We start from the raw sequence: 26,568 nt of genomic DNA, 5'->3' as shown, positions 1-26,568 counted from the left end.
GCGGTCCGCGCGACGGTGGTGCGGTGCCGGCCGCGCGCACCGGCACCACGGGAACGTCGTCGTCAGCGCAGGACCCAGGTGTCCTTCGCCCCGCCACCCCGTGACGAGTTCACGATCATGCTGCCGGCCGGGGCGACGCGGCTCAGCGCCGCGGGGAGGACCTCGATCGCCGGGGCGCCGCCGGTGTGTGACTGCAGCACGAACGCCCGCAGGTCGACGGCCCGGGGCTCGAGCTTGTCGCCCGCGAAGGTGGGATGGGTCGACAGGGCCACGAGGTCCTGGGCAACCCAGCCGGCGGGGTTCGCGCGGATCGCGGCGGAGACCTCGGTCAGTTCACCCACCCCGGCGTGCGGGCCGATCACGATGCCCTGCCCGCCGTACCCGTCGACGGGCTTGAGCACGAGCTCGTCGAGCCGGTCGAGGACCTCCGCCCGGCGCTCGGGGTCGACGCAGGGGTAGGTCGGGACGTTGTCGAGCAGCACCGGCTCGCCGAGGTAGTAGCGGATCATGTCCGGCACGTAGGCGTAGACGAGCTTGTCGTCGGCCACGCCGTTGCCCAGCGCGTTGAGCAGCGCGACCTTCCCGTTCTTGACGGCGTTGCCCACCGCGCGGCCGATCGGCCGCTGGTCGGGGCCGCGCGCGGTCATCAGCGTGCGCTCGTCGAGGCGGCGGTAGAGCGCGGTGAGCCGCCGGGGGGCGCCCGCGCCCACGAGGAACACCCCGTCCTCGGTGACCTGCAGGTCGCGCGACGTCACCAGAGCGACGCCCATCTGCTCGGCGAGGAGCCGGTGCTCGTAGAACGCCGAGTCGGCCGGGCCGGAGGACAGCACGGCCACGCCGTCGGCGTCGGGGGAGTCGGTGGCCGAGAACAGCGCGGCGCGCAGGCTCCCCGGCACCGACTCCAGCCCGACGACGCCCGCGGGCGGCTCGATGTCGGGCATCACGCTGCGGATCAGGCGCCTGCTCGTGATGGAGTACCCGATCCCGGACGGGACGCGGAGGTTGTCCTCCAGCACGACCCAGTGGTCGGCGCCGTCGCGCACCAGGTCGATGCCCGCCACCGCGATCCGGACCGCGTCGGCGGGGGACAGCGTGCCGAGCCAGGTCCACCCCGGGGCGTGCTCGACGACCGAGGCCGGGACGACGCCGTCGGCGACGATCCGCCGCTCGCCGTAGACGTCGCGGACGAACGCCTCCAGCGCCCGGACGCGCTGCACCAGTCCGGCACTGAGCCCGGCCCAGTCCTCCGCGGTGACGATGCGGGGTACCAGGTCGAGCGGGAACAGCCGGTCCGGCTCGCCGTCGCCGAGCCGGAAGGTGACACCGCGGGCCTTCTGCTCGGCCTGCAGCGCGCCCTCGGCCGCCGCCATCCCGCGGGGACCCATCCGGTCGAGTGCGCGGAAGAGGAAGCCGTAGTGCGGCAGCACGGTGCCGCCCGCGCCGACGGCCTCGTCGAACGCGTCCGGGTGGTAGGCGTCGAGCAGCTCCGGGCTGGCCGGGACGGTCGACGGCGGTGCCGTGGCCGGCTCGCGGCCCTGCGTGTGGGCGAGCAGGGCGTCGACGACGTCGGTGAACTCGCCCCGGCGGCCGTACGCGCGGCGCTGTCGCGCGGCGGCGCTGCCCCGGGCCAGGGTGGCCTGGGAGAGGTCGAGGACCTGCTCCCAGTCGCCGAGGTCCTCCAGCTGCGGGCGCAGGTACCGGACGAGCTGCCCGACCAGGATCGGCGGCGACACCAGGGCCGGCCCGGACAGGTCGACGAGGTCGCCCTCCAGCCCCGAGCGCGCCGCCCGCCAGCTCGCCGCGCGGAGCAGCTCGTGGCGCGACGCCGGCAGCGGCAGCCCGGCGTCGAGGTCGGCGCGGGCCTTGCCGACGAGTGCGCGGAACAGGCCCGCGATCAGGACCACGTCGTCGACCTGGGGGCAGGCGTCGCACACCCGCAGCTCCACGGTCGGCAGGTGCGCGCTCGGCCGGATGTCGAAGTAGACCATCCCCGGGTCGCTGATCGTGCCGGACGCGATCAGCTCGGCGACCATCGCGTCGTAGTCGGCCGCGGTCTCCACGTCGCCGGGCGGCCCGGCGGTGGGCCAGCGCGACCACACCATCGACCGGAAGCTCGCGTAGCCCGAGTCGCGGCCGCGCCAGTACGGCGAGCTGGCCGACACGGCGAGCAGGATCGGGAGGTAGGGGGCGACGCGGCGGACGACCTGAACGGCCACGTCGCGGTCGGGGACGTCGACGTGCACCTGCGCCCCGCAGATGTGCTGCTCGCTGACCAGCAGCTGGTACTCGTGCTGCATCCGCTCGTAGCGGGCTCCCGCGGAGATCGCGTCGCCCTCGTCGGCGAGCGGGACGGTGCCCGCCGCGACCACCCCGAGGCCCAGGGGTTCGGCCACCGACTCCAGCGTGGCGCGCAGCCGCCGCAGGTGGTGGCGCAGGTCGTCGAGGGTGGCGCAGACGGGGGTGTTCGTCTCGACCAGCGACCGTTGGAGCTCCGGGGCGAACTCGGCCCCGTCGAGGCGGGCGAGCAGGGACTCGACCTCGGGGGCGGAACGACGGGTCTCCAGGTCGACGACGTGGAACTCCTCCTCCGCGCCGAGCAGTGGCAGCGCGGTCATGGTGTCGACGCTAGGTGCCGTGTGTTACGGGCATGCTTCGGCGTGGTCACCCCCACTGGGTACCCGTCAGGTGATCCGGGCACGCAGGGCGGCGACGAGGTCCGCGCGGGTGGCCACGACGAGCTTCTGCCGCAGGCGCGCGACGTGCTGCTCGACGGTCTTGGGGGAGATGTAGAGGCGGGCCCCGATCTCCTTGTGGGTCAGCCCGTCGACGACCAGGGCCCCGACCTCGCGCTCGCGGTCCGAGAGCTCGTCGGAGCCCGCGGCCCGGCGCGGCCCCCTCGCCGGCCGCAGCCGGCGGCCGGTCTCCAGCAGCGCCCTCGCGACGGCCGGCGTCCCGGCCCGCGCCGCGGCGGCGCGGCACAGCTGACCGGCCTCCCACGGGCGGCCCGCGGCGTCGAGTGCGGCGGCGACGCCGTCGAGGGTCCCCGGGTCGACCCGCCCCGCGAGCACCGCGGCCCACGCCGCGGCGGCGTCGGCACGCACCCGCAGCACCGGGTGGTCGGCGGCGAGCGCGGTGAGCGGCCCGGCCGCGGCGCCTGCCCCCGCGGCGTCGTCGGCGGCCACGGCCCGCTCCAGCTCCCACCACCGCTGCGACGCGACGGCCCACCACGGCGACCCCGCGGACGTCACGGCGGCCGCGATCGCACCGGGCAGGTCGGCGGAGTCGTCGGCGACCAGCGCGGCCCCGACGGACAGCTCGCCCCAGGCGTCGACGAGGAACAGCTCGATGTCGGCCCCGGCCATCACCGGCACGACGCGGTGCCACGTGGCGGCCAGTGCGGCGGTGTCGCCGCTGCGCCGGGCCAGTCCGACGCCGACCGCCGCGGCCAGCACGGCGTTGCGGCGCAGGACCGGGCGGCCGCCGACGTCGGCCAGCGCCTCGCGGGCGGTGGACAGTCGCCCGGCGCGCAGGTCCAGCCACGCCGCGAGCAGACGCTGCCGGGTCGTCGGGCGGCTCCCGGGCACCGGGTCGAGCATCGCGCGCGCGGCCCGCTCGTGCCCTCCGGCGGCGGCGACGGCGGCGGCCAGCTCGCCCCACTGCTCGGGCGCGAGCGGATCGGCGGGGACGGTGGTGGCGGCCAGGCCGGCCAACCGGCGCGCGGCGGGCTCGACGGCCCCGCGCAGCGCGTCGAGGCCGGCCTCCGCACCGTCGAGCAGGACGGTGAGCCCGCGCGGCGCGGGGTCGGGGAGCCGGACGTGGGCGGCGGCGAGGTCGTCCGCACCGGCGTCGACGTCGCCGGCGAGCGCGGCGAGCAGGGCCGCCCGGGCGGCGGCCCAGGCCGCGACGGCGGACGGTGCGGAGTCGGCGTCGAGGACACCGGAGATGCCGCGCCAGCGACCCGCGGCGTCGAGCAGTGCACCGTCGGCCGCGGCGGCGGCCGCGGCCACCCCGGCGGCACGGGCCCCGGGGTCGGAGCCGGTGGCCAGGGCGCGGTCGGCGGCGTCGATCGCGGCGACGGCGTCACCGCGGGCCCAGGCCTCCTCGGCACGGGCCGCATCGTCGATCACGGCGTGGGCCGTCCCGGCGTCGACGGTCCCCGTGCTGCTCTCCTCGATCGCGGTGCCCGGCATGGCTGTTACCCCCTGAAGTGGTGTCCGGCCCATGCTGGTCCGGCGGCGACCACCCGTTCGTGTGTCGGGACACACTCTGGGATGTCCGCGGGACCCGTCACAGAGGAGAACGCCCTACGGCGGGTGATACCGAACCCGGTCAGGGAATGCGGACCGGTCGGGACCCCGCGGCGAGGATCCCCTCGCAGGTGCGGATCACCGTGTGGCAGGCGTCGGTCGCGACCCGCGTGAGCATGGGGTTGGCCGCGTGGCGCTGCCAGCGTTCCAGCGCGGCGAACGCGGCGTGGCGCAGTTCGGGTGCGGGGGCGTCGGGGGGCAGGCCCAGGCGCGCGGTGGGCGCGGCGCCCGCGTCCCCGAGCAGCCGCTCGGCCTCCTCCGCCGCGGGTCGGGGCAGCCCGACGGCGCCCGAGCGCAGCGCGCCCAGCAACCGCAGCTCGGCGAACTCGTGCGCGCCCGCGAGCACCCGCTCCACCTCGCGGGCCAGCGGGCCGTCGCGCCGCGTCCCCTGCAGGAGCCGGTCGACGGCGAGCAGCGCGGACCGGGCCTTGAGCAGGTCGCGGCGGCCGGTGAACCGGGTGTGCAGGACGTTCTGCAGCTCCGTCAGCCCACTGCGCGCGACGAGTTCCGCCGCCAGCGCGTCCGGCGTCGTGGTGCCCTGCCGGATCAGCATCGCCGAGAGCCGGATGCCGAACAGTCCGAAGCGGCGCACGAGCCGGTCCCGCAGCTCGGCATCGGGTCCCCGGCGGAACCGCGCGACCGACAGCAGCGCCGAGTCCAGCTCCTCCCGGGGCAGGGCGGCGAGTGCGGCGAGTGTCGTGTACTCGGCGTGCCGCAGCGTCCGCCCGGTCTGGGCGAGCAGCCCCGCGACGGCGACGACGTCCTGGCACAGCCCGCGCACCGTCGGGTCGCTGCGGTAGCGGCCCGCGATGCCGCGCGCGGAGAACATCGCGTCGACGCGCCCGCCGCCGATCTCGTCGGCCCGCGAGATCACCGCGACCGTGTTGACGGCGGTGGCCCGCGCGACGCCGCGGTCGCGGAAGGACTCGAGGAACTCGGCGTCGGCCGCGTGCAGGTGCCGCATGAGGTAGACGACGGCGTCGGCCTCGGTGGGGGTGTCGTCGTCGGGGTCGAGGAACGCGACCGTCCGCTGCGAGGTCGCCGCGGACGTCGACGCGATGCCGGGGGTGTCGATCAGTGTCGCGGCCCGCAGGCTCTCCGACGGCCAGTCGACGACGAGCCGGTCGACGTCCTGCACGGGGGTGCCGTCCAGGTCGATGACCAGCGCGCCGTCGGTGCGGCGGACGGTGAGCGGCTCCGGGTGCCCGGTGTGCGGGTGCAGCACGATGCGCGGCACGGACCCGTCGCGGTACCAGGTGACGACGCGCGTGCACTCCCCGGCGTCGGTCGGGGCGATGTTCTCACCGACCAGCGCGTTGAGCAGCGTCGACTTGCCGGCCTTGACCTTCCCGGCGATCGCGACGCGCAGCGGCTCGTCGAGCCGGGCCAGCTGGGTCCGCAGGTACGCGACGGTCGCGGGGTCGCCGCGGTGGGTGTCGATCGCGAGCAGCAGCACGCGGCGGGTGGCGGCGAGGAGGCTCACGACGCCACCTTCTGCGGGGCCTTCGCGGGTGTGGGCAGCAGCGCCCGGGCCCGTCGGCGCACCACCTCCAGCTCCTCGAGCTGACCGGTGATCTCGGCCTGGCGGGCCGCTCGCTCGCTCTGCGACTGCTTGATCGCGCGCTCGGCGGCCTGCTGCGACTCCGCGAGCGAGCGTTTGAGCTGCTCGGCCTGCTCGGTGAAGTGGTCGCGCAGGTCGCGCTGCACCGCCCGGAGGCGGTCGCGGGAGTCCTTGGCGACCTGGAAGGTCACGTCGTCGACGTAGCGGCGGGCGGCGGTCTTGGCCTCGTTCTGCCGTTTGGTGACGATCCGCTTGCGCTCGTCGCCGACGGACTTGCCCGCCATGACCAGACCCGCACCGATGCCGAGGGGGTTGATCAGCGTGGCGAACCCGAGGAACGTGCCCATCATCCCGAACATCAGCATGCCCATGTACCCGCCGCGCATGCCGGTGAGCGCCTTGTTCCCGATGCCCCACGACTCCGCGCTGGGCATCGCCATGCTCCGCACCGATCGCAGGGCGTCCGACGGGTCGTTGCGCAGGGCGGGGAGCAGCTGGTCGCGGTCGGTGGAGAAGTGCTCGGCGACCTGGTGGGCGAGGTGGCGGGCGCGCTGGGTGGCCCAGACGAAGTTGGCCGCCGCGGCGTTCGCGACCTCCTGCTGTACCCATCCGGAGAACTGCTCCCACACCTTCGTCGGGTCGCCGACGGCGGCCAGCTCGTCCTCGGCCAGGCGGCTGATCTCGCGCATCCGGTCGCGCAGGTCGTAGTCGATGTCGGCGTTGAGGTCCGCGACGCCGTCGTTGAGCGTCTGCTGCCAGCGCGCCGAGCGCTCTTTGAGTGCGGTCGCGCGCTCCTGCGCGGCGGTCAGCCCGGCCAGCAGCGCGGCGGCCGCCGCCGGGTCCTGCGCGGTCAGCTCCGCGCGCAGGCTACCGGCGATCTGGTCGGTCACCGCGAGCACGTCGTGGACGACGCCGCGCCGCGCGATGCGGTCGGCCTGGCCGAGCACCCGCTTGCGGACGTAGCCGACGAGCGCGGGGAACCCGGACTCCGCGTTGGCCTCGGTGTCGCTGGTCAGCACGGCGTGCCAGCGCAGCGTGGACGACACCTCGAACAGCTCGGCGGTGATGCCCGCGGCGGCCAGGTGGCCCCGGTTGAGCTCGGCGATGCGGGCCGACTCCGGGTACAGGTCGGTCTTGGTCAGCACGCACGCCACCGTCGGGCACACCGATGCGGCGTGGCGCAGGAACGCCATCTCGGGCGCCGTGTACTCCTGTGAGGCGTCGGAGACGAGCAGCACGGCATCGGCCGAGGGCAGCGCCGACATCGTCGCCGCACCGTGCACCGACTGCAGCCCGCCGACGCCCGGGGTGTCGACGAGCTCCAGCCCGCCGGCCAGCACCGGCCGCGGCACCCCGACCTCCACGTGGCTCCAGCCCTCCCGGTTGCCCGGGTTGCCCTGCTCGCAGACGTGGGCGGCGAGGTCGGCCGCCGGGACCTCGACGCGCTCGGGTTCGGTGCCCGGCCCGCCGCGGCGCACGAGCGTCACTGTCACCGTCTCCGCGTGCCGCACGACCGTCGGCACCGCGGTGGCGATGTCGTCGAAGGTGGGACACACCGGGGCGCCGACCAGTCCGTTGACGAGCATCGACTTGCCCTGCTTGAACTCGCCGACCACCAGCACCCGCACCCTCCCGTCGAGCACGCGGGCGCGCGAGATGCGCAGCCGCTCGTCGAGGTCGGGGCGGGCGTAGCGGGCGATCGCGGACAGGGCCTGGTCGACGGCCTCGGTGGGCCCCGCCGAGCCCGGATCGGGGCTGGTCATCGCGGGCTCCTAGACGGCCGCGGCGTCGAGGTCGGCGTCCGCGTCGAGGTCGGCGTCGAGGTCGGCGTCGAGGTCGGCGTCCGCGTCGGGTTCCGGCTCCGGTTCCGGCTCCGGGATGGGCTCCGCCTCGCCCTGCTCGGGCTCGACCTGGATCTCCGCCCCGGCGTCCGCCTCCACCTCGGGCCCGACGATGTCCTCGGTCGCGATCCCGAGCGGGGGGTTCCCCGGCCCGACGACGTCCTCGGTCCCGACGCCGAGCGGGGGGTTCCCCGGCCCGACGACGTCCTCGGTCCCGACGCCGAGCGGCGGGTTCTGCGGGCCGACGACGCCGGTGTTGCCGGGTTCCGCGGCGTCCGGCTCCCCGATGACGGTGTCGTCGCCCTCGATGATCGTGTCGTTGTCGTTGATGATCGTGTCGTTGTCCTGGATGGCCGTGACGTCGTTGACGACCGACGAGCTGTCGTTGAACGAGTCGTCGATGATCGTCACGTCGTCGTCGGAGTTGAACGAGTCGTTGAAGGTGACGTCGCGGTCGTCGATGGTGATGATGTTGGTCTCGGTCACCTCGGTGACGTGGAAGGTCGCCGTCGTGTGCTGGATGGCCTGGACGGGGTCGTCCCCGCCGCCGTGCCGGCCGCCGCCACCGCCGTGGCCCCCACCGCCCCCACCGCTTCCGCCGCTGTGCCCACCGCCGCCGTGCCCACCGCCGCTGTGCCCACCGCCGCTGTGCCCACCGCCGCCGTTCCCGTCGCCCCCGCCCGGGCGGAGCACGCCGGTGTCGCACATCTGCAGCTGCGCGTCGCGCACGTCCTGGCCGGTCAGGCCCTCGAGGCCCGCGTCGGCCAGCGCCTCCCGCGGGTTCTCGTCGAACTCCATGCGCTTGCCCTCGTCGCCCATGAGGTCGAGAAGGAAGTCGATCACTTGGGACAGCGCGATCACGGCTGTTCACCTCCGGGTCGGCCACCGGCCCCGCCCGCTCGTCGCGGTCCGGGGCCGGTGGGGATGGGTCAGTTGATGAAGTTGGCCAGGTCCAGGTCTGCATCGGCGTCGGAGTCCTGGTCGGCGTCGTTGTCCTGGTCCGAGTCCTGGTCGTTGTCCTGGTCGGAGTCGAAGACCTGGCTGGCGTCCGCGTCGACGTCCACGTCGGAGTCGGCGTCGCCGCCCGCCCCGCCGGAGGCGTCGGCGTTGCCGCCGAAGCCGCCGTCGCCGCCGACCCCGGTGCCGTTGGCGTCGCCGGTGTCCCCGAAGTTGATGTTGACGCCGTCGGCGTTGTTGCCGCCGCCCTGGGAGATGCCACCGGAGTTGCCCCCGATGCCCAGGCCGTTGCCGCCGTCGGCACTGCCGCCGACGGCCAGTCCGCCGTCGCCGCCGTCGCCGCCCTCGGTGTTGGTGGCCGTGGTGACGTCCTGGTCCTGGTCGCCGACCTGGGTGGTCTCCTGGTCGGAGACCTGGGCGCTCTCGTTCTGCTGGTCGGAGTCCTGCAGGAGGTTCTGGTCGAGGTCGAGGTCCTCGTTGAGGTTCGCGATGAAGCTCTCGACGTTGAACGAGCCGGTCATGGTGTTCTCCTCGGTTCGGGGGTTGCCGTTCTGGTACCGAGAACGATGGGCTCCGCGCGGCCCCCGCGGATCCGGGCGGCCCCCGGTCACCCCGCGGCCCGCTACCGGGATCCCGGTACGGCGGGGGCGCGTACTAGGGGATCCACCCGGTACTTCCGGCCCGGGTGTCTCCGGCGTGGCGATGCTGGCCTCTGTCCCGCACGGCGTCGGCGTTCCGACGGACAGCCATGGAGGAGAGACCGATGTACCAGCTGGGTGTGGACCTGGGCACGACCTGGTCGGCGGCCGCCGTGTGCCGGGCCGGAGCGGGCGCGGCCGAACCGGTCCGGCTCGGCGAGCACGGCCACGCCGTCGCGTCGGCGGTGTACGCGGGAGCCGACGGGTCGTTCCTGCTGGGCGAGGCGGCCGAGCGCCGCGCACTCTCGGACCCCGACCGTGTGGTGCGCGAGTTCAAGCGCCGCATCGGCGACCCGACGCCCGTACTCGTCGGCCGCGAACCGGTGCCGGCCGAGGTGCTGGCGGCACGGTTCATCGCCGCGCTGGTGCGGCAGGTGTCGCAGCGCGAGGGCGCCCCGCCGTCCCGGATCGCGGTGACGCACCCCGCGGGGTGGGGGCCGCACAAGATCTCCGCGCTGCGCGCCGCGCTCGCCGCGCACGGGGTCGGGCCGGTGCTGCTGCTGACCGAGCCGCAGGCCGCCGCCGTCGGGTACGCGAGCGCCGAGCGGGTCGAGCCCGGTTCGGTCGTCGCCGTCTACGACCTGGGCGGCGGCACGTTCGACGCCGCCGTCGTGCGCAAGGACCCGCGCGGCGGGTTCGCGCTGCTCGGCACGCCGGAGGGCATCGAGCGCCTGGGCGGCGTCGACTTCGACGAGGCCGTGTTCGCCCACGTCCGCGACGCGCTCGGCCCCGCGTGGGCGGAGCTCGACGGCACCGACCCCGCTGTGCTGGAAGCCGTCGCGAGGCTGCGCCGGGAGTGCACCGCGGCGAAGGAGGCGCTGTCGGTCGACACCGTCGTGAACGTGCCGGTGATGCTCCCCGGCCTGCACACCCGCGTGCGGCTGGGCCGCGCCGAGTTCGAGGACATGATCCGCCCGGCCGTCGCCGAGACCGTCGACTCGTTGTCGCGGGCCCTGGACTCCGCGGGCGTCGCCCCCGCCGATCTCGCGGCGCTGCTGCTGGTCGGCGGGTCGTCGCGGATGCCGCTGGTCACGGAGCTGGTCTCGGCCGGGATCGGGCGGCCCGCTTCGGTCGACGCCGACCCGAAGGGTGTCATCGCCGCCGGCGCGGCCCTGGTCGCCCGGGGCCCGCAGGCACCCGTGGTCGAGGCGCTGGCCGCGCACGGGGCGAGTGCGGTGGCGGCCGACGACCGGCCCCCGACGCAGGGGGTGCGGGACGGGTCCGTCCGGGACGCGACCTTCCGGGACGCGGCTTCCCGGGACGCGACCATCCGGGCGGCGACGGTGCGCGACGAGGTCGTCCGCCGTGCCCGGGCCGGGGAGCAGCACCGGAGCGGGACGGGCGGGTTCGGACCCGTGGCCGGTGGACCCGTGGCCGGTGGGGTTGTGGCCGGTGCGGGTGCCGACGCCCCACCCACCTCCGCGCTGCGCCCCCCGCGCCCGGTCCGGCCGATCTCCGAGGGCGCGGCGCGCCGGGAGTTCCCGCGGAAGCTGGTGGGCGTCGTCGCGGCCGCGGTGCTGGCCACCGCCGTGCTGGGCGGGGCGATCGCTTTCGCGAGCCGTCCCGCCACGGGGGCCGCGGCGTCGACACCCGAGCCGACGCCGATCAGCAGCGCCGGCCCGTCGACGCCGACGACCGAGCAGCCCCCGCCGTCGACGGAGGCCCCGCCGCCCGTGTCACAGGACCGGGACCCGGCGCCCGCCCCGCGGACGGCACCGCGCACCGTCGCACCGCCCGCCCCGACCACGGCGCCGCCGCCGCCGCCGACGGCGCCCCCCACCACCGAGCCGCCGACGGCGCCCCCGACCACCGAGCCGCCGACCGGTCCCCCCACGCTCCCGGAGGCGCCGGCTTCCCGCGGTGTCGAGACCGTCGGTGCGAGCGGCGCGCCGACGGGGGCGGGCCCGGTCTCCGGGGTCGAGGTGCCGGCGAGCGACGTCGCCGGCGTGACGTGAGATCACTTTCGGACCTGTTCGCGATGCCGACGAGGGTGGGAGACTCCGGCACCCGTCCGTGTCCGTCGCTTCCCGGGGAGGTCGCGTGTCCGAGCCCGAGGAGTTCCTGTCGAGCCTCGACGACGCCGGGCGCGCCGCCCTGACCGCGCGCGGGCGGCACCGGCGCTGGCCCGCGGGCTCGTCGCTGTTCCTGGAGGGCGACCGGTCGAGCACCGTGGTCGTCGTCGTCAGCGGTCGGGTGAAGGTCTTCTCCATCACCGAGCAGGGTGAGGAGGTGGTGCTCGCGGTGCGCGGTCCCGGTGCGCTGCTCGGCGAGCTGTCGGCCGTCGACGGGACGCCGCGCGGCGCGTCGGTCGCCGCGCTGGAAGCGGTGGTCGCCCTCGTCGTGCCGGGGCCGGACTTCGTCGCCTTCCTGACCGACCGCCCGGGCGCCGCGATGGCCCTGCTGCGGCTGGTCACCTCCCGGCTGCGCGACGCCGACCGCAAGCGCGTCGAGTTCGGGGCGTTCGACATCGCCGCGCGGGTCGCGGGACGGCTCGTCGAGCTGGCCGACCGCTTCGGCGAGCCGGTCGCCGACGGCGTCCGGATCCCTGTTCCGCTGTCGCAGGACGAGCTGGCGGGGTGGGTCGGCGCGTCGCGGGAGGCCGTCGCGAAGGCGCTGCGGGTGCTGCGCGAGCGGGGCCTGGTCACCACCGGGCGGCGCACGATGACCGTGCTCGACATCGACGGGCTGCGCAGGCGGGCCCGTGGTTGAGCGCACGCGGGGCGTCCCCGCCCGGGTCGTGGTGTGGGCGTTCCACCTCACGCTGCCCCTGGCCGGGCTGGGGCTGCTGCTCGCGGTACCCGCCGCGGACGTCCGCCTGGAGCACCATCCGACGCACTTCTGGCTGATCGCGCTCGCCGCCGCGCTCAACGTCGGGCTGGCGGTGCTCGTGGCGCGGGCCGCCCGCCGCCACGACGACGCCCGGTTGTTGCTGGTCGGGCTCGCTTTCCTGACCGCCGCCCTGTTCCTCGGGCTGCACGCGCTGGCCACGCCCGGGGTGCTGCTGGGCAGCCGCAACGGCGGGTTCGCCCTGGCCACGCCGGTCGGGTTGGCGCTCGCCGCGCTGTTCACGGCGGCCTCGGCGCTCGACCTCCCGTCGGCCACGGTCCTGCGCCTCGCCCCCTGGCTGCGGCGCGGGCTGCTCGCCGTCGCCGCGCTGTGGGGCGTCGTCTCGCTCGCCGGGCTGCCGCCGCTGGCCGACCCCGCGATCGCGGAGGAGCTCTCCGGCCCGCTCGTCGCCGTCGCGGTCACGGCGGTGCTGCTCTACGGCGTCGTCGCCGTCCGCTACCTCCGGCTCTACCGGCGCCGCCGCTCGGTGATGCTGCTGTCGATCCTGACGGCCAACGTGCTGCTGGCCGAGTCGATGATCGCCGTGGTGCTCGGCCCGAGCTGGCACCTCACGTGGTGGCTGTGGCACGTGCTGATGTCGCTGGCGTTCGGCTACATCGCCTACAGCGCGTACGCGGGCTACCAGGCCGAGGGCGCCACCACCGGGCTGTTCGACGGCGTGCGCACCGAGGAGACGGTGCAGGCCGTGCGCGCGGAGTACGGGGCCGCGCTGGAGGCACTCGTGTCGGCGGTGCGCCGGCAGGAGGCGGGGGAGATCTCCGCCGACGAGATGGGACTGATCACCGCGGGGATGGCGTCGCGGTTCGGGCTGACGGAGGGCCAGACCGCCGTCCTCGGCCGCGCCGCGTCCGCCCTGCGCGGGGAGCGCGAGCAGATCGAGCGGCTCGGGGTCCTCGTCGCGATCGGGCACGAGTCGCGCGTGCGCCTGGCCGAGGACGATCTGCTGCGCCGCGCCGTCACCCGCGTCGCCGCGGGCTTCGGCGGCCACGCCGTGCGGATCGGCCTGCTCGCCGACGGCGTCCTGCGCTATCCCGACGACCTGTCCACCGACCGGACCTGGACCACCGACGTCGACCTGCCGACGGGGCTCGACCCCGTCGAGACCGGCGACGACGTGCTCGCCTGCCCCCTGACCGTCAAGGACCTCCCGGCCGGTGTGCTGCTCGTGCGGCGGCCCGGGGGCTTCACCGACCGCGACCGCTCCCTGCTCGCCTCGCTGGCCAGCCAGCTCTCGATGGGCATGGAGAACGCTCGGCTCTACCACCAGCTCGACGGCCTGTTCCGCCAGTACATGTCGCCCGACGTCGCCACCGCCCTGCTCGCCGACCCGACGCAGGCCGCACTCGGGGGCGCCGTCGTCGACGTCACCGCGGTGTTCGCCGACCTGCGCGGCTTCACCACGTTCTCTGAGACGGCGAGCCCGGAGGAGATCGTCGTCCTGCTCAACCGGTACTTCGAGGTCGCCACCGCCGCGGTGCTCGCCGAGGGCGGCACGGTCGTCCAGTTCGTCGGCGACGCGATGATGGCGCTGTTCAACGCCCCCGCCCGCCAGCCCGACCACGCGCTGCGCGCCGTCCGCGCCGCGCTGGCGATGCAGGAGGGCATCGCCGGGATCGCCGACGCCGACGGCCCGACGTTCCGGGTCGGGATCAACACCGGGCCCGCACTCGTCGGCAACATCGGCAGCACCGCCCTGCGCAACTTCAACGCGATGGGGGACGCGGTGAACGTCGCCGCGCGGCTGGAGTCGGCGGCCGAGCCGGGGCAGGTCGTGATCGGGGAGGCCACACGGCTGCTGCTGCCCGACGGGGTGGTCGTCGAGCCGCTGGGGGAGCTGACGGTCAAGGGGCGGACCGGGCCCGTCACGGCGTTCCGGTTGCGAGCCCTGGCCGGGGTCGACGCGTAGCGCGTATCCCCGGCCGGTCCGGCCGCTCTGTGTCGGAGTACCGGTTCGCACCGGTCGTCGGACCTCCTGCGCCGGGCGCCGCGGCGGGACCGTGTGCGGGCACCCGCCGACACGTCAGGGGACGGACCCATGAAGAGATACGCACCACTGCTCACGCTGGGGGCGGTCGCCGTGCTCGGCGGCGGGCTGCTGGCGGTCGATGTGTTCACCGACCCGGGGCGGGCCGCCCCCGCGGCCGCGGCCGCACCGGTCGTCCCGGAACCCACCGGAGAACCCGCGGCGGCGGTGCCGGAACCACCCGCCGTCGTGGAGTCGGTGTGGGCGGGGCGGTCGTCGGGGGACGAGGTGACGGTCGCCGTCGCGGTGAAGGACGGGCGCGCGGTCGCCTACGTCTGCGACGGCGACCGGGTCGAGGCCTGGCTGGAGGGCACGCTGACCGGTGCGGACCTCGCGCTGACCGGGGCCGACGGGGCCGTGCTCACCGGCACGGTCGACGAGACCGCGGCACTCGGCTCGGTCTCGGTGGGCGCGGGCACGTGGCCGTTCGCGGCGAAGGTCGTGCAGGCCCCCGACGGTCTCTACGACGGGCGGGTGAACGTCGACGGGGTCGCCGTCCGCATCGGCTGGGTCTCCGTCGACGGCACGGTCACGGGGGGTGCTCGGGCCGCGGGGGAGGTCGTCGCGGCCCCGCCGCTGGACCCGGCCGCCCCCGACGGGGTCGTGCTCGACGGCGTGCCCGTCACCGTCTCGCTCGTCGACGGCGCGGCCGAGGGGGTGGCCCGGTGAGCACCCCCTACGACGACCCGGCGACCGAGCCGCACCTCCCGCTGCGCCCCGCCGCCGACCTCGTGCCGCCACGCACACCGTCGACGGACGGTGCGCGCCGTCCGGACGGCGCCGGTGGGTCGGGATCGCGCGGCCCCGCCGAACCCGCGCCCGTCGCCCCGCGCGCCGGGTGGCTGCTCGCCGCCGGCGTCGGAGCCGCGGTGGCCGTCGGGATCGGGGTCTACGGCCGCCTCCACGAGCCGACGTTCTTCGCCGTCAACGTCGGCGGCTTCTCCAGCGGCACGTCGGCGAAGGCGTGGCTGGCGACCGCCGCGTTCGCCCTCGCGCTCGTGCAGCTCGGGTCGTCGCTGGTGATGTACGGGCGGTTCCCGCGGATCACCGCACCGGCGTGGACCGGCACGCTGCACCGCTGGTCGGGCCGGGTCGCGGTGCTGCTGACGGTGCCGGTCGCGATCCACTGCCTCTACGCGCTCGGGTTCCAGTCCGGGGAGCCGCGGGTGCTGGTGCACTCGCTGTTCGGCTGCTTCTTCTACGGCGCGTTCGTGGCGAAGATGCTGCTCCTGCAACGGTCCGGGTCGCCGAAGTGGAGCCTGCCGGTCTTCGGTGGGGCCGTGTTCACCGCGCTCGTCGGCCTGTGGCTCACCTCCTCGCTCTGGTTCTTCACCACCTCCGGCCTGACCTTCTAGGGAGTCGACCATGACCGGCATCGAGATCGGCAGGCGCACCGTCCTGTGCGGGACGGCCTGCGCCGTGCTCTCCGGCTGCGCCGGGTACGGCTCCGGCCGGGCCGTCGCCGCACCCGCAGCGGCGGGCGGCACCCCGCTCGCCACCGTCGCCGACGTCCCGGTCGGGGGCGGGTTGATCCTCGCCGCGCAGGACGTCGTGCTCACGCAGACGGTCGCCGGGACCGTCCGCGCGTTCACCGCGACCTGTACCCACCAGGGCTGCGTGGTCGCCGACGTCACCGGCGGCACGATCAACTGCACCTGCCACGGCAGCAGCTTCGCCCTCGACGGCACGGTCGTCGCCGGGCCGGCCCCGGCCCCGCTCGCGGAGAAGGCGATCGTGGTCGCCGACGGCGCGATCACGCTGGCCTGAGCCGCGCAGCTCCCGGCGCGTCCCGCCGTGCGCGGACGGCCACGGTCTCGCGGTTCAGGCGAGCCCGTCGCGCTGCTCCGCCACGAACGCCGCGTCCACCGGGTCGCCGTGCCCGGGCACCACGACCCGTGGGCGCAGTGCGAGCAGGGCGTCGAGGGTCCCGGGCCACTCCGCGGCCACCGAGTCCGGCCCGACCGACGGCGGCGCGCCCTGCTCCACGAGGTCGCCGGCGAACACCACGTCGTCGACGTGCACGACCAGGTCGTGGTCGGTGTGCCCGCGGCCGGGGTGCGCCAGCGCGACGGTTCGTCCGCCGAGGTCGAGGACGGTCGGGGCGGCGGCGTCGGGCAGCGGGGGATCGGTGCAGGCGAGGGCGGCGGCGGTGTCGTCGTCGCCGCGGTCGCGGTAGTACGCCGACCACTCCGCGCGCTGGGCCGCCGCCGTCGCGACGATCGCCGCCCGGCAGGCGGGGTGCGCGAACACCGGGCAGGGCCGGAAGGCGGCGGTGCCGAAGCAGTGGTCGAAGTGCGCGTGGGTGATCGCGACGACCAGCGGCAGCGCGATGAGGGCGCGCACCGCGGCGGCCCACTCGACGCCCTGGCGGGCGTCACCGCGGGTGTCGACCACCAGCGCGCGCTCGCCCCCGAGCACGAGCCCGACGGTGAGGTCGAGCTCGCGGTACCGGCGCGCGAACACCCCGTCACCGACCTCCACCCACCGCCCGTCCATGATCACCGCCCGCGGTGCGGGGCGGCCACATCCGGCTGTGTCGCACCGCATCCGGTGATCATGCGAGGAACCCGTCGTCGGTGCGTCGCGGGGCCGCGCCGCTCCTGTCGAGGTCGGCGGCCAGGTCGACGTCGGCACCGAACCCGTCGGCCACCAGCTCCAGCCCGGACGCCAGCCGCCCCAGCACGCCGCGCAACCCGCGGGCCCGCGCTGCGACGAACAGGTCGACGGCGGCGTCGGCCTCGGGGGAGCGGTCCTCCAGCGCCGCGGCGATCGCCCCCGCACCCAGGGCGTCCTCGACGGCGACCCGCATCGTGGCGTCCGGCCACCGCTCGCCCGCCGGTACGAGACCGACCGGCCCGTCGACGCCGCGCAGGGCCGCCGCGACCGCGGACGCGTTGCGCAGGCACCCCGCGAACAGCTCGACGCCCGGCCCGACGGCCGCGCAGAGCGTCGCGCCGTTGGGGGAGGCGAGCGCGAGCCGGGTCCCGGCGGCCAGTCCGACCAGCGACGACGGTCGCAGCGACGGTCCGGTTCCGTACCGGTCGCCCGCGGTGACGGCCCCCGCCGTGGCCGCGGCGGCCGGGTCCGACCGGCGTTGCGGCAGCACCGACGCCCCCTGCCCGACGACCACGTCCACCGACGTGCAGAACGACAGGACGTCGATCACGACCACGGCCGCGCACTCCGCGGCCAGCAGTGCCGCACCCTCGACGCCCCACTCGAGACGGACGCGGTGCGCGCGCTGGCGGTGCTCGGTGCGTGCGGTCATGCGGTCGACGCTAGATCCGCGATAGCCGTCGAACCAGTCATCCCGTCGAGGGTGTGGGCGCCGAGCGCGACGAGGTCGCCCAGGAACCGGGCGGGATCGTCGGCGCCGAGCGAGACCGTGCGCGTCGCGTCGTCGACGGGCGTGACCCGGTGCCGGCAGCAGCGTGGCAGCCGCGCCCGCACGACCTCGGCGGGCGCCGCGACCGTCGCCGTGGCCGTGAACCGGTACGGCGCCGCGGTGATCGCACTGCGGACCAGCGCGGCGGCGTCGGCGGGCGGCTCGCGCGGGGTGGAGCGCAGCCGCACCGGTTCCGGGTCGACGACACGGTCGACGCGGAAGGTGCGCCGGTGGTCGCGGTGCAGGTCGTTGGCGACGAGACACCAGAGGTGTACCTGCTCCAGCTCGGCGAGCGCCCGTGGCGCCGTCTCTCCCCGATGCCTGCGACGCCGGTGACCGTGCGCAGCCCCACCACGACCGCGACGGCCTCCTCGTCGTCGAGCAGCAGCGACAACCTCCGCAGCACCGTGGTCGCCGGGTCCGCCGTGCCGAGCGTGGTGACGCCGGATCTCCCCGGCGGGGTGCTGTCGCGCCCGCCCGCCGTCGCGGACGTCGTGGGACACCCGATCCCGCTCACGACGCCGTGAGGGCGGGCTCGTCGAACTGGGTGTGATGCAGCTCGGCGTAGCGTCCGTCCGCGGCCATGAGCTCGGCGTGCGTGCCGCGCTCCACGACCCGGCCCGCCTCCAGCACCAGGATCAGGTCGGCCGCGCGGACCGTGGAGAGCCGGTGGGCGATGACCAGAGCGGTGCGGCCCTCCAGCGCCGCGGCCAGTGCCTCCTGCACCGCGGCCTCGGAGGTGGAGTCGAGGTGGGCGGTGGCCTCGTCGAGCACCACCACCCGCGGCGAGACCAGCAGCAGCCGCGCGATCGTCAGCCGCTGGCGCTCCCCGCCGGACAGGCGGTAGCCGCGCTCGCCGACGATCGTGTCGAGACCGTCGGGCAGCGACGCGACGAGGTCGGCGAGGCGGGCGCGGCGCAGCGCCGACCAGATCTCGTCCTCGTCGGCCCCCGGGCGGGCGAGCAGCAGATTGGCCCGGATCGACTCGTGGAACAGGTGCCCGTCCTGGGTGACCAGCCCGATCGCGCCGCGCAGGTCGTCGAACGAGAGGTCGCGCACGTCGACCCCGCCGATCCGCACCGACCCGGAGTCGGTGTCGTAGAGCCGGGGGAGCAGCTGCGCGATGGTGGACTTCCCCGCCCCGGACGACCCGACCAGCGCGATCATCTGCCCGGCCGGGGCCGTGAACGAGACCTCGTGCAGCACCTCCTCGCCCCCACGTGAGTCGAGCTGGGCGACCTCCTCCAGCGACGCCAGCGACACCTTGTCGGCCGAGGGGTAGCCGAAGCGCACCTCGTCGAACTCGACCGAGAGCGGCCCGTCGGGCAGCGTCGCGGGGTCGGCCGGCTCGGCGATCAGCGGCACCAGGTCGAGGATCTCGAAGACCCGCTCGAAGCTGACCAGCGCCGTCATCACGTCGAGCCGGGCGTTCGCCAGTGCCGTGAGCGGCGCGTACAGGCCGGTGATCAGGAGCGACAGGGCCACCACGTCGCCGGTGGCCATCCCGCCCGACAGCGCGAAGTACCCCCCGAGGCCGTAGACCAGGGCCAGCGCCAGGGCCGAGACCAGCGTGAGCGCCGTGACGAAGATCCACTGCACCATCGCGGTGCGGACGCCGATGTCGCGCACCCGCGCCGCCCGCGCGACGAACTCCGCCGTCTCGTCGGCCGGGCGCCCGAACAGCTTGACGAGCGTGGCGCCCGGCGCGGAGAACCGCTCGGTCATCTGCGTGCCCATCCGCGCGTCGTGCTCGGCGGACTCGCGCTGCAGCACCGCGAGCCTGCGGCCGACCCGCCGCGCGGGCAGCACGAACACCGGTAGCAGCACCAACGCGAGCAGCGTGACCTGCCAGGACAGCGTGAGCATCACCCCGAGCGTGAGCGTCAGCGTGACGACGTTGCCCACCACCCCGGACAGCGTGTCGCTGAACGCGCGCTGCGCCCCGATGACGTCGTTGTTGAGCCTGCTGACCAGCGCGCCCGTGCGGGTGCGGGTGAAGAAGGCGACGGGCTGGCGCTGGACGTGGTCGAACACCGCGGCCCGCAGGTCGAGGATCAGGCCCTCGCCGAGCGTGGAGGACAGCCAGCGCTGGCCCACCCCGAGCCCGGCGACGGTGACGGCGATGACCGCGATGAGGGCGGCCAGCCCGGCGACGGTGCCCACCGGGCCACCGTCGACGATGGCGTCGACGACCCGCCCCGCGAGGACCGGCGTGGCCACCGCGAGTGCGGCCCCCACGACGCTGAGCACCAGGAACACGCTCAGGCGCCGCCGGTGCGGGCGGGCGAACCCGCCGATCCGGCGCAGCGTGGCGCGCGAGAACGGCCGCCGCTCGTCGTGCGCGTGCGCGGCCTGGTACATCGAGCTCCAGGCCACCATCTCCATGCTCATGGGTCTCCCTGCGTGGTGGTCTCTGCAGTGTGGCGGTGGGCACCGACACTTTCCGGAACGGACGCTAGGAGCTGAACCGGACTGGAGGTCAAGCCCTCCGTCCGCCACGACCGGACGATCTCTGACAACCTTGCGCGGTGACGACGGGCCAGGGGACGACGAGCGAGGGCGCCAACCGGGGCCGGGGGACCGCCATCGGTGACGGCGTGAGCTGGACGGCCCGGTGGAGCCTGCGGCTCATCCTGGTCTCGGCCGGGGCGGTGGTGCTCTGGGTGCTGATCGGCGCGCTGTGGTCGGTGGTGCTGCCGACGCTGCTCGCCGTGATCCTGGCGACGGTGCTGTGGCCGCCCACGGCGTGGCTGCGCGCGCATCGCTTCCCGCCCGCTCTCGCGGCGGGCACGGTCCTGCTCGGCGGCATCGTCGTGCTGGCCGGGCTGCTCACGCTGATCAGCACCTCGGTGTCCGGGAGCATCGGGCAGATCGCGTCCAGCGCCTCCACCGGCATCCAGGCCATCCGCGACTGGCTCTCCGGGCCTCCGCTCAACCTCGGCCAGAGCCAGCTCGACGACTACATCCAGCAGGCCACCGCGCAGCTCCAGCAGAGCGTGTCGACGATCGCGAGCAGCGTGGTCACCGGCGTCGGGGGCGTCGCGTCGGGCGTCGTCACGGCCCTGCTGACGCTGGTGCTCGCGTTCCTGTTCGTCAAAGACGGGCCGCGGTTCCTGCCGTGGGTGCGGACGGTCGCGGGGGACGGCGCGGGCGGGCACCTCGCCGAGGTGTTCCGACGCATCTGGAAGACCCTCGGCGACTTCATCCGCACGCAGGCGATCGTCAGCCTCGTCGACTCGGTCCTGATCGGCGCGGGGCTCCTGATCCTCGGCGTCCCGCTCGCGCTCCCGCTGGCCGTGCTCACGTTCCTCGCCGGGTTCGTCCCGATCGTCGGGGCGATCGTCGCGGGCGCGCTGGGCGTGCTGGTCGCATTGGTGAGCAACGGGTTCACCACCGCCGTCATCGTGCTGGTGATCATCGTCGCGGTGCAGCAGATCGAGGGCAACGTGCTGCAGCCGATCCTGCAGTCGCGCAGCCTCGGGCTGCACTCCGCCGTGGTGCTGCTCGCGGTCACCGGCGGCAGCACGCTCTACGGGATCGCGGGTGCCTTCCTCGCGGTGCCCGTCGTCGCCGCGGCGGCGGTGCTCGTGCGGTACCTGGGGGAGCGGATCGACGAGCGCACGGGCGTGGTGGGCACCCCGGACGCGGCCGTGCCGGACCCGGGCCCGGCCACCTACACCGACGGTCCGACGCCACCGGAGGACGAGGCGGCCGAGGACGCCGACCCCGAGCCCGGTCGCGGCCCGGACGACGACCCCGGTGAGGTCGCGGAGAAGCGGATTTGATCACCGCTAGGCTCGGCGCGTCGCCGCCCACAGGGGTGGCCCCGCGCGAAAGGCGCATGTCATGAGTCCTGTGGACGAGATCCTGTCGCAGATCCCGATGAGCCAGCTGGCCGGCCGGCTCGGGGTGGACGAGAAGACCGCCGAGGCCGCCACGCGGCAGGCGCTGCCCGCGCTGCTGGGCGGCATCCAGGCCAACACCGACGACCCGGGCGGCGCGTCGTCGTTCGCGAACGCCGTGCAGCAGCACGACACCGGGCTCGCCGCGGGCGGCGTCGACCTCGGTCAGGTCGACACCGCCGACGGCGACAAGATCGTCGGCCACGTGTTCGGCGCGAACCGCGGCCAGGTCGTGCAGCAGCTCGGCAGCACCGGTGCGCTCGGTGGCAAGGTGGGCCAGGACCTCATCGCCCAGCTGCTCCCGATCCTCGCCCCGATCGTCATGTCGTGGCTGGCCTCGAAGCTGACCGGCGGCGCCGCGACGGCCCCCGCCCCGACCCCGCAGGCCCCCGCGGGCGGTGGCGGCATCGGCGACGTGCTGGGCGGCATCCTCGGCGGCGTGCTGTCCGGCGGCGGCTCCGGCGGCGCCCCCGACATCGGTGACCTCCTCGGCGGCCTCCTCGGCGGCGGCCGCAAGTAGTCCCCCCCGCCCCCCCCCCGCCCCGCCCCGCCCCGCCCCGCCCCCGCCCCGCCCCCGCCCCCGCGTTGCAGTGGGGTGGCTCCACTCCAACCGGGTTGCAGCAGAGCCACACCACTGCGACCCGCGACCGGGTCCTGGGCGGGGCGCGAGCGGCCGCGGTGCGCGGGCCGGCCTCCCGGGCTACAGCGCCACGAACATCGCGCGGCCCCGGTCGTCGGTCTCCGCGCCCAGCAGCTCCGCCACACCGTCCGCGAACCGCCGAGCCGACCACGCCGCGGCCAGCGCGTCGAGCACGTCGTCCAGGCGTGCGCCGGCGGGGAGGTCGGCCAGCGCCGCGGGGACGTCGAGCCAGCGGCTCAGGGCGGCGAGCCGCTGCCCGGCGCCGCGCGCGGTCTTCTTCGACGCGAACCCGACGTCCGGCGCGAGCCGGCGCAGGGCCAGCTCCGGGTGCACCTCGACGACGTGCGCCGGACGGTCGGGCAGCGCGTCCCAGTCGAGGATCTTCGGGCCGATGTGGAAGCTCTGCAGGCTGATCGCGCGGCCGGTGAGCCGGCGGGCCACGGCGCACGCATCGCCGTGGGTGCCGGCGGCCAGCACCTCCCGCGGTGGGGCCGGGAACACCGAGGACCGGGCGCGGCCCAGCGCGCGGGCCGTCTCGACGTCGCACGCGCGAGGGGCACCGCCCACCGGCAGCCCGAGCGGGATGTCGACCCCCACCGCGGCGCACCCCGCCGTCACGGCCAGCACCGCGGCGGCGTCCGCGCACACCGACCAGCCGACGTCCCCGGCCTCGACGCGGGCCACCACCCACCCGCCGGGAACCCCGTCCACCCCGGCCACCGCGCTCATGGGGCAGGATCATTCCGTGCGCGTCTACCTCGGTTCCGACCATGCCGGCTTCGAGCTCAAGGGCAAGCTCATCGAGCACCTGAGCACGCTGGGCCTCGAGCCGATCGACATCGGCCCGTTCGCCTACGACCCCGACGACGACTACCCGCCGTTCTGCATCGAGACGGCCCTGCAGACGGTGGCGGACCCCGAGAGTCTCGGCGTCGTCATCGGCGGGTCGGGCAACGGTGAGCAGATCGCCGCCAACAAGGTGCCCGGCTGCCGCGCGGCCCTGGCCTACAACGACGAGACCGCGCGCCTGGCCCGCGAGCACAACGACGCGCAGGTCGTCGCGATCGGCGCGCGGATGCACATCCTGGAGCAGTCGCTCTCCATCGTGGAGACGTTCCTGACCACCGGATTCTCCGAGAACCCGCGCCACCAGCGGCGCATCGACATGCTCACCACCTACGAGAGCACGGGCGAGTCACCCGGCGTGCCCGAGTAATGCCGGAAGGCCACACGCTCCACCGACTGGCCCGGACCCACAAGCGGCGCTGGGTGGGCCACGAGGTCGAGGTCAGCAGCCCGCAGGGCCGCTTCGCCACCAACGCCGAGATCGTCGACGGTCGGACGCTGGAGCGCACCGAGGCCCACGGCAAGCACCTGTTCCACCATTACGGCCCGGATCTCGTCGTGCACGTCCACCTCGGGCTGTACGGGAAGTTCAGCGACGTCAAGGTGCCCGCCGACGCCCCGCGCGGGCTCGTCCGCATGCGGATCGTCGGGCCCACGCACTACGGCGACCTGCGCGGTCCCACCACCTGCGAGCTGATCACCGACCACGAGGCCGACGCCGTGCACGCCCGCCTCGGCGCCGACCCCCTGCGCTCCGACGCCGACCCGGACCGTGCGTGGGCCCGCATCTCCCGCTCCCGCGCGCCGCTGGCCACCCTGCTCATGGACCAGAGCGTCATCGCCGGTGTCGGCAACGTCTACCGGGCCGAGGCACTGTTCCGGCTCGGCCTCGACCCGCTGCTGCCGGGGAAGGCGCTCGGCCGCCCCACCTGGGACGCGCTGTGGGACGACCTCGTCGACATGCTCCGGGACGGCGTGAGACGCGGGAAGATCGAGACGTTGCGACCCGAGGACGACCCGCGGATGCTCGACGCACCCGACCGCGGCGCCCTGTGCGCGCGCCGGGTCTACACCTACCGCCGCACCGGTCGGCCCTGCCTGGTCTGCGGCACGCCGATCGCGCACGAGAAGCATCTGGCGCGCAACCTGTTCTGGTGCCCCACCTGCCAGCCCGCGGCGTGAGAGGGAACGGGCCCGCGCCGTCCGGGCACGGACGGCGCAGGCCCGGGCCGGTGACGAGAGGGGGGCCGTCACCGGCCGGGGGCCGGACGCGGATACGCGGTCCGGGGCCCCGTGCGTGGACTCGGTGCCGATGATCGCTTCGTTACCGCGGCGCCCGGCCCGGATCCGCCTACGCGGGCACCGCCTTCGCGGGCACCCCCTGTACCGGGGTCCCTCCCGTCGCGGCCAGCTCGGCCAGCCGGCGGATCGAGCACGGGAAGCGCTCGCGGTGGGCGCTGTGGCCGCGGCACCAGCCGTCGACGCCGGGGGAGTGCTCGGCGAGCAGTTGGGCGACCAGGTCGGGTGAGACGGCGAGCTGCGCCGCGCACTCGGTGAACAGATCTTTCGCCATGCCGACTCCCTGAGCTGTACCCGACTCCGGTCGTCGACGTCCGTGCGCCCGGGGCGGTTCGGTTCGACCCTCCGGCCGGGACCAGCCGATGGTCGCAGCACCTGCCGCCGGTGTTCACCCGTTGGGCGGACCGCCTCACCGGATCGGCCCTGCGGCGCGCCCGCACCCGTCACCCGGGGGTGATCAGGCGGGAGGCCACACCTGCCCCGGGTCCAGGTGCATCGGCAGGCCGAACTGCGGGAACAGCTTCGGGTCGATGAAGCTGTGCTGGGCGGCGATCAGGGCTCCCCGGAACTCCAGCAGCTGGATGCCCCACGGGTCGTGTCCGCCGCCGCCGTCGGGCCGGTAGGAGCCGAACCCGTGCAGCCCGTTGCCCGTGATCGGGAGCAGGCGCGAGCCCTCGCAGCCCGAGCCCGGTCCGACGAACCACTTCGCCATCTCGTCGCGGCCCTGGATCCACAGCTCGAAGGGCGGCATGGAGAGCACGGCGTCCTCGTGCAGCAGTGCGACCAGCCCCTGCACGTCGTAGCTCTCGAACGCGGTGACGTAGCGCGAGAGCAGGGCCTGCTGGTCGGCGGTGACGGGGGCCGCCTGCTCGACGTCGCGGGCGGCGAGGGTGGCGCGCGCCCGCTGCAGCGCGCTGTTGACCGACGCCACCGACGTCTCCAGGAGCTCCGCGACCTCGCTGGCCTGCCAGGCCAGTACCTCGCGCAGGATCAGCACCGACCGCTGTTTCGCGGGGAGGTGCTGCAGCGCGGCGACGAACGCCAGCCGGATGCTCTCCTTCGCCGCGGTGAGCTCCGCGGGGTCGGCCGTGGCGGGCAGCACGCGGTCGTCGGGCATCGGTCCGACCCACTCGTACTCCGGCCGGGTGGCGTCGGAGAAGGACTCGACCCGTGACGCCGGCCCCAGGTCGACCGGGCGGGCCCGGCGCTTCTGGCTGCGCAGCATGTCGAGGCAGACGTTGGTGGCGATCCGGTAGAGCCAGGAGCGTACCGCCGAGCGGCCCTCGAACCCGTCGGCCTTCTTCCAGGCGCGGATCATCGTCTCCTGGACGGCGTCGTCGGCCTCGAAGGAGGATCCGAGCATCCGGTAGCAGTAGCCGGTGAGTTCCCGGCGGTACTGCTCCATCTCCTCGGGCCGCAGGTCACTGGGGGTGGTGGTCGTCACGACGGCGACCCTACCGCCGCCCCCCGACAGGATGCGCCGATGATTTTCCGCCCCCCCGGCCGGTCATACCCGTGAACCCACGACGAGAGGAACCACGATGGCACTGCCCGAGATCGCCACCCGCGAGGAGTGGGTCGCCGCCCGCACCGCCCTGCTGGAGCGCGAGAAGGAGCTGACCCGTGCCCGCGACGCCGTCAACGCCGACCGCCGCAGGCTGCCGATGGTCGAGATCACCGCGGACTACCGCTTCGACGGCCCGGACGGCGAGGTCGGCCTGCTCGACCTGTTCGAGGGTCGCCGCCAGCTGATGGTCGGCCACTTCATGTTCCCGCCCGAGTGGGACGAGGGCTGCCCGAGCTGCTCGGCGGGCGCCGACGAGATGTCCGACGGCCTGTTCGACCACCTGCACACCCGCGACACCACGCTCGTGCAGGTCTCCCGGGCGCCGCTGGAGAAGATCGAGGCGTACAGGGCGAGGAAGGGGTGGACGTTCCCCTGGTACTCCTCGTACGGCACCACGTTCAACCACGACTTCGGCGTCACACTCGACCCCGCAGTCGCCCCGCCCGTCTACAACTTCCGGGAGCTGGAGTCCGACGAGTGGCCGCTCGAGCTGCCCGGCCTGAGCTGCTTCCTGCGCGACGGCGAGCGGGTCTTCCACACCTACTCGCAGTACGCGCGCGGCGCGGAGTCGACGGGCGGGTCCTACTACTTCCTCGACCTCACGGCGCTCGGCCGCCAGGAGGACTGGGAGGAGCCGAAGGACCGCTCCGCCGACGTCCGGGCCAACCATCCGGACTTCGCGAGCTGACCGGCGG

Annotated in this window: 24 protein-coding genes and 1 pseudogene; 11 read left to right on the top strand and 14 right to left on the bottom strand. The window is 75.1% G+C overall.

Annotated elements, in window-relative coordinates; translation table 11 throughout:
* Window positions 1-62: 62 nt before the first annotated feature.
* The 6 genes from I4I81_RS15830 to I4I81_RS15805 form a co-directional block, all read right to left on the bottom strand.
* Window positions 63-2,615, bottom strand: coding sequence for a carboxylate--amine ligase/circularly permuted type 2 ATP-grasp protein (locus tag I4I81_RS15830; RefSeq protein ID WP_218603346.1), 2,553 nt, complete (start codon window positions 2,613-2,615; stop codon window positions 63-65).
* A 66-nt stretch (window positions 2,616-2,681) separates the two neighbouring features.
* Window positions 2,682-4,190: a helix-turn-helix domain-containing protein gene (locus I4I81_RS31195; RefSeq protein WP_218603347.1), complete on the bottom strand. Its 1,509-nt coding sequence runs from the start codon at window positions 4,188-4,190 to the stop codon at window positions 2,682-2,684.
* 139 nt (window positions 4,191-4,329) lie between these two features.
* Window positions 4,330-5,790 (bottom strand): dynamin family protein, encoded by a 1,461-nt coding sequence (locus tag I4I81_RS15820; protein WP_218603348.1) that lies wholly within the window; start codon window positions 5,788-5,790, stop codon window positions 4,330-4,332.
* Window positions 5,787-7,631: a dynamin family protein gene (locus I4I81_RS15815; protein WP_218603349.1), complete on the bottom strand. Its 1,845-nt coding sequence runs from the start codon at window positions 7,629-7,631 to the stop codon at window positions 5,787-5,789. Before I4I81_RS15815 ends, I4I81_RS15820 begins: the two co-directional genes overlap by 4 nt.
* A gap of 9 nt (window positions 7,632-7,640) precedes the next feature.
* Window positions 7,641-8,570 carry an IniB N-terminal domain-containing protein gene (locus tag I4I81_RS15810; protein WP_218616137.1) on the bottom strand — a complete coding sequence of 310 codons (930 nt, stop codon included), beginning with the start codon at window positions 8,568-8,570 and terminating at the stop codon, window positions 7,641-7,643.
* Window positions 8,571-8,638: 68 nt separating this feature from the next.
* Window positions 8,639-9,187 carry a hypothetical protein gene (locus I4I81_RS15805; protein WP_218606281.1) on the bottom strand — a complete coding sequence of 183 codons (549 nt, stop codon included), beginning with the start codon at window positions 9,185-9,187 and terminating at the stop codon, window positions 8,639-8,641.
* Between the two features lie 242 nt (window positions 9,188-9,429).
* On the opposite strand from I4I81_RS15805, the gene I4I81_RS15800 reads away from it, so the two are divergent.
* The 6 genes from I4I81_RS15800 (at window position 9,430) to I4I81_RS15775 (ending at window position 16,001) form a co-directional block, all read left to right on the top strand.
* Window positions 9,430-11,319 (top strand): Hsp70 family protein, encoded by a 1,890-nt coding sequence (locus I4I81_RS15800; protein WP_218616136.1) that lies wholly within the window; start codon window positions 9,430-9,432, stop codon window positions 11,317-11,319.
* Between the two features lie 85 nt (window positions 11,320-11,404).
* Window positions 11,405-12,073, top strand: a complete 669-nt coding sequence (locus tag I4I81_RS15795; RefSeq protein WP_218604406.1) for a Crp/Fnr family transcriptional regulator — start codon at window positions 11,405-11,407, stop codon at window positions 12,071-12,073.
* Complete coding sequence (locus tag I4I81_RS15790) at window positions 12,066-14,117, top strand: adenylate/guanylate cyclase domain-containing protein (RefSeq protein ID WP_218604405.1); 2,052 nt, start codon at window positions 12,066-12,068, stop codon at window positions 14,115-14,117. The genes I4I81_RS15795 and I4I81_RS15790 overlap by 8 nt, the downstream gene beginning before the upstream one ends.
* Window positions 14,118-14,246: 129 nt before the next feature.
* A complete protein-coding gene (locus I4I81_RS15785) occupies window positions 14,247-14,903 on the top strand; it encodes a hypothetical protein (protein ID WP_218604404.1) in 657 nt (218 codons plus the stop codon).
* Window positions 14,900-15,589, top strand: coding sequence for a DUF6529 family protein (locus I4I81_RS15780; RefSeq protein ID WP_226363394.1), 690 nt, complete (start codon window positions 14,900-14,902; stop codon window positions 15,587-15,589). Before I4I81_RS15785 ends, I4I81_RS15780 begins: the two co-directional genes overlap by 4 nt.
* 10 nt (window positions 15,590-15,599) lie before the next feature.
* On the top strand, window positions 15,600-16,001 hold the full coding sequence (locus I4I81_RS15775; RefSeq protein ID WP_218604403.1) for a QcrA and Rieske domain-containing protein: 402 nt from the start codon (window positions 15,600-15,602) through the stop codon (window positions 15,999-16,001).
* A 54-nt stretch (window positions 16,002-16,055) separates the two neighbouring features.
* Here the strand turns inward: I4I81_RS15775 and I4I81_RS15770 are convergent, their stop codons facing one another.
* The 5 genes and pseudogenes from I4I81_RS15770 to I4I81_RS15750 form a co-directional block, all read right to left on the bottom strand.
* Window positions 16,056-16,730 (bottom strand): MBL fold metallo-hydrolase, encoded by a 675-nt coding sequence (locus tag I4I81_RS15770; RefSeq protein ID WP_218604408.1) that lies wholly within the window; start codon window positions 16,728-16,730, stop codon window positions 16,056-16,058.
* A gap of 58 nt (window positions 16,731-16,788) precedes the next feature.
* Complete coding sequence (locus I4I81_RS15765) at window positions 16,789-17,502, bottom strand: 2-phosphosulfolactate phosphatase (protein ID WP_218604402.1); 714 nt, start codon at window positions 17,500-17,502, stop codon at window positions 16,789-16,791.
* Window positions 17,499-17,807: a hypothetical protein gene (locus I4I81_RS15760; RefSeq protein WP_443690151.1), complete on the bottom strand. Its 309-nt coding sequence runs from the start codon at window positions 17,805-17,807 to the stop codon at window positions 17,499-17,501. The genes I4I81_RS15765 and I4I81_RS15760 overlap by 4 nt, the downstream gene beginning before the upstream one ends.
* An 84-nt stretch (window positions 17,808-17,891) precedes the next feature.
* A pseudogene (locus I4I81_RS31745) lies at window positions 17,892-18,007 on the bottom strand (DNA-binding transcriptional regulator); the annotation flags it as partial.
* A 125-nt stretch (window positions 18,008-18,132) separates the two neighbouring features.
* On the bottom strand, window positions 18,133-20,010 hold the full coding sequence (locus tag I4I81_RS15750; RefSeq protein ID WP_372453628.1) for an ABC transporter ATP-binding protein: 1,878 nt from the start codon (window positions 20,008-20,010) through the stop codon (window positions 18,133-18,135).
* A gap of 137 nt (window positions 20,011-20,147) precedes the next feature.
* Between I4I81_RS15750 and I4I81_RS15745 the strand changes: the two genes are divergently transcribed.
* Both I4I81_RS15745 and I4I81_RS15740 read left to right on the top strand, forming a co-directional pair.
* Window positions 20,148-21,404 (top strand): AI-2E family transporter, encoded by a 1,257-nt coding sequence (locus I4I81_RS15745; RefSeq protein ID WP_218616135.1) that lies wholly within the window; start codon window positions 20,148-20,150, stop codon window positions 21,402-21,404.
* Between the two features lie 61 nt (window positions 21,405-21,465).
* Window positions 21,466-22,041 (top strand): DUF937 domain-containing protein, encoded by a 576-nt coding sequence (locus tag I4I81_RS15740; protein ID WP_218616134.1) that lies wholly within the window; start codon window positions 21,466-21,468, stop codon window positions 22,039-22,041.
* 180 nt (window positions 22,042-22,221) lie between these two features.
* On the opposite strand, the gene I4I81_RS15735 is transcribed toward I4I81_RS15740, so the two are convergent.
* Entirely contained in the window at window positions 22,222-22,890 is a 669-nt protein-coding gene (locus I4I81_RS15735) for a DUF429 domain-containing protein (protein WP_218602290.1), read from the bottom strand.
* Window positions 22,891-22,906: 16 nt separating this feature from the next.
* Here I4I81_RS15735 and I4I81_RS15730 point away from each other — a divergent pair, with 16 nt between their 5' ends.
* Together I4I81_RS15730 and I4I81_RS15725 are read left to right on the top strand one after the other, a co-directional pair.
* Window positions 22,907-23,377 (top strand): ribose-5-phosphate isomerase, encoded by a 471-nt coding sequence (locus tag I4I81_RS15730; protein WP_218602291.1) that lies wholly within the window; start codon window positions 22,907-22,909, stop codon window positions 23,375-23,377.
* Window positions 23,377-24,189 carry an Fpg/Nei family DNA glycosylase gene (locus tag I4I81_RS15725; protein ID WP_218602292.1) on the top strand — a complete coding sequence of 271 codons (813 nt, stop codon included), beginning with the start codon at window positions 23,377-23,379 and terminating at the stop codon, window positions 24,187-24,189. Before I4I81_RS15730 ends, I4I81_RS15725 begins: the two co-directional genes overlap by 1 nt.
* Before the next feature lie 169 nt (window positions 24,190-24,358).
* On the opposite strand, the gene I4I81_RS15720 is transcribed toward I4I81_RS15725, so the two are convergent.
* Entirely contained in the window at window positions 24,359-24,580 is a 222-nt protein-coding gene (locus I4I81_RS15720) for a hypothetical protein (RefSeq protein WP_218602293.1), read from the bottom strand.
* A gap of 183 nt (window positions 24,581-24,763) precedes the next feature.
* Complete coding sequence (locus I4I81_RS15715; RefSeq protein WP_226363393.1) at window positions 24,764-25,750, bottom strand: sigma-70 family RNA polymerase sigma factor; 987 nt, start codon at window positions 25,748-25,750, stop codon at window positions 24,764-24,766.
* Between the two features lie 97 nt (window positions 25,751-25,847).
* Between I4I81_RS15715 and I4I81_RS15710 the strand changes: the two genes are divergently transcribed.
* The gene (locus tag I4I81_RS15710) at window positions 25,848-26,561 is read left to right on the top strand and encodes a DUF899 domain-containing protein (RefSeq protein WP_218602294.1); all 714 of its coding nucleotides are present in this window, start codon (window positions 25,848-25,850) and stop codon (window positions 26,559-26,561) included.
* Window positions 26,562-26,568: the final 7 nt, after the last annotated feature.

The sequence above is a fragment of the Pseudonocardia abyssalis genome, from assembly GCF_019263705.2.
GTDB lineage: Bacteria > Actinomycetota > Actinomycetes > Mycobacteriales > Pseudonocardiaceae > Pseudonocardia > Pseudonocardia abyssalis.
The sequence above is the reverse complement of the archived record's forward strand: the minus strand, read 5'-3'. Positions and strand labels throughout refer to the sequence as shown.